Origin of the sequence: Streptomyces sp. NPDC057302, from assembly GCF_042667685.1 — a bacterium.
Lineage (GTDB): Bacteria > Actinomycetota > Actinomycetes > Streptomycetales > Streptomycetaceae > Streptomyces.
Genome location: NZ_JBHUZJ010000173.1, coordinates 1 through 2,419 on the forward strand (window position 1 = coordinate 1; position 2,419 = coordinate 2,419).

Annotated in this window: 2 protein-coding genes and 1 pseudogene; all 3 read left to right on the forward strand. The window is 65.6% G+C overall.

The features are described 5' to 3' along the window. Positions 1-324: pseudogene (locus ACFUPX_RS44080) on the forward strand (daunorubicin/doxorubicin resistance ABC transporter ATP-binding protein DrrA); the annotation flags it as partial. Next, on the forward strand, positions 321-1,175 hold the full coding sequence (locus ACFUPX_RS44085) for an ABC transporter permease (RefSeq protein WP_383335397.1): 855 nt from the start codon (positions 321-323) through the stop codon (positions 1,173-1,175). The pseudogene ACFUPX_RS44080 and the gene ACFUPX_RS44085, both read left to right, overlap by 4 nt. Positions 1,176-1,502: 327 nt before the next feature. Beyond that, positions 1,503-2,372 (forward strand): streptomycin biosynthesis protein, encoded by an 870-nt coding sequence (locus ACFUPX_RS44090; protein WP_383335399.1) that lies wholly within the window; start codon positions 1,503-1,505, stop codon positions 2,370-2,372. The last annotated feature ends 47 nt before the right edge of the window (positions 2,373-2,419 follow it).

A 2,419-nucleotide genomic window follows, 5' to 3' on the forward strand; every position in this document is an offset into this window, starting at 1 on the left:
GTGGGCGCCGGATCGGTGCATGTGCGGCTGCGCGACGCGGCCCAACGGGACGAGGCCGAGCGGCTGCTGGCCCTGTGCCTGGGCGTCCCGGTGCAACGGGAGTCCGACCCGCTCGCGCTCAGCGCCCGCGTGGCCGGCCGTGATGCGGGCGCGGGAGCGGCCGAGCAGGCGTCCCGTGCGCTGGCCGAGCTGGCCAGGTCCGGCATCACCGTCGACAACTTCTCGCTGGGGCAGCCCAGCCTCGACGAGGTGTTCCTCGCCCTGACCGACAGCGCCGTGAAGAAGGACCGGGCCGAGAAGGCCGAGAAGGGGGTCATGGCATGAGCGCCGCGACACAGACGGACGCCGGCGCCGACGAACTCGCGCCGCTCGCCACCGATTCGCTGGCCGGGCTGCTCGGTTCGCGGCAGCGCCCGCCGAGGCCCAGCGCGCTGTCGACGTCCGTGACGTTCGGCTGGCGGGCGATGCTGAAGATCAAGCATGTGCCGGAGCAGCTCTTCGACGTGACGGCTTTCCCGATCATGATGGTGCTGATGTACACGTACCTCTTCGGCGGGGCGCTCGCGGGCTCCACCGAGGAGTACATCCAGTTCCTGCTGCCGGGGATCCTGGTGATGTCCGTCGTCATGATCACGATGTACACGGGCATCTCGGTCAACACCGACATCGGCAAGGGCGTCTTCGACCGCTTCAGGACCCTGCCGATCTGGCGGCCGTCCCCGATGGTCGGCTATCTCCTGGGCGACATGCTCCGCTACTGCGTGGCCTCGGCCGTCATCCTCGTGGTCGGGCTGATCCTGGGCTATCGGCCCGACGGCGGCATCGTCGGCGTACTGGCGGGCGTGTCGCTGCTCATCGTCTTCAGCTTCGCCTTCTCCTGGGTGTGGACGATGTTCGGCCTGCTGCTCCGCACGGAGAAGACGGTGATGGGTGTCTCGATGATGGTCATCTTCCCGCTGACATTCCTGAGCAACGTGTTCGTCGAGCCGAGCACCATGCCGGGCTGGCTGCAGGTGTTCGTGAACAACAGCCCGATCTCCCACCTCTGCAACGCGGTACGCAGCGTGATGGCCGGTGATTGGCCCGCCGATGAAATGGCCTGGGTGCTCGGCTGGTCAGCGCTGTTCATCCTCGTCTTCGGTCCCATCACCATGCGCATCTACGCACGCAAGTAACACGCATTTACATGCACGTTCAACTGAATCGGGGCCCGTCGGCCGTCACTCCGAGTAAAGTAATCGTCAATAATCCTCTGGTGCACGGTAGCGTGATTTGCTAGCGTCCCAGTCGTTGGCGCACTGAATATCGGCGGAGACACGGGGGGTACGATGTGCGACCTGGATGTCGGCTGTGCTTGGCCTCGATTGGCGGGATGGACGCCACCGCAGGGTGGACCTTATTCCGACTCGTTAAATATTGTGAAGGTAGCGTGCAGAAAGGTTCCCGTCGGATGGCTGCTCCCTGCGGATTCACCCCGCACCAAAGGTGTTGATCAAGAGTATGTGGCAGCCCTCAGCGAGCTGGGCGAGGAGCTGCCGCCCATCGTTGTGCACGAGTCCAGCGGGCGAGTCATAGACGGAATGCAGCGCCTGGCCGCCGCGCGACTTCGCGGTGAGGAAATGATTCGTGCCCACCTCGTCGAGGCGCCGGAGCACAAACTGTTCGAAGTGGCCGTCAGGCTGAATTCTGCCCACGGGAAGCCCCTGTCCTACCGGGAGAAGGTCGCGGCCGGGACTCGAATTCTGATGGAGAATCAGAAACTGTCGGACCGGTACGTCGCGTCCCTCACGGGCCTGTCGCCCCGCACGATCGCCCGGCTGCGCCGTTCGAGTGGCGAAGTTGCGCACTTGAACGCCCGCATCGGCCTGGACGGCAAGGTCCGCCGCGTCGGGGTCGCGCCGGGCCGGCGGCGGGCCGGCGAGCTGCTGGCCGAGCGACCGGGCGCGCCGCTGCGCGAAATAGCCCGCGAGGCGGGGATATCTCTCGGCACCGCTCATGACGTCAAGAAACGCTTGCTCCTCGGTGAAGATCCGGTGCCCCGGCGCTCGGAGAGCGTGTCCGAGCCGGCCGCTCAAAGCGCGAATCTGATGAACGAACCCCAATCCCTGTCGCCTCTCGCGGGCGCGGGGCAGCCGTTGCAGAAGCTGCGGAGAGATCCCGCGCTGCGCCTGTCCGAATCCGGCCGGCTTCTGCTGCGGCATCTCGCCATTCATGACGTCGACTCCCAGGTCCTTGCCGACGTCGCGGCGCAACTCCCACCGCATACCACCGACAGGGTCGCGCAATTGGCGCGCGAATGCGCGGAGAAGTGGGCGCGGTTCGCCGAAAGGGTCGAGCGGGAATCTTCTGTAGGACGTCGAGCGCCTGCCTGAGAAATAAGGACCGAGCAAGACGTTCAGTGATTTAATCTCCTGAAAGC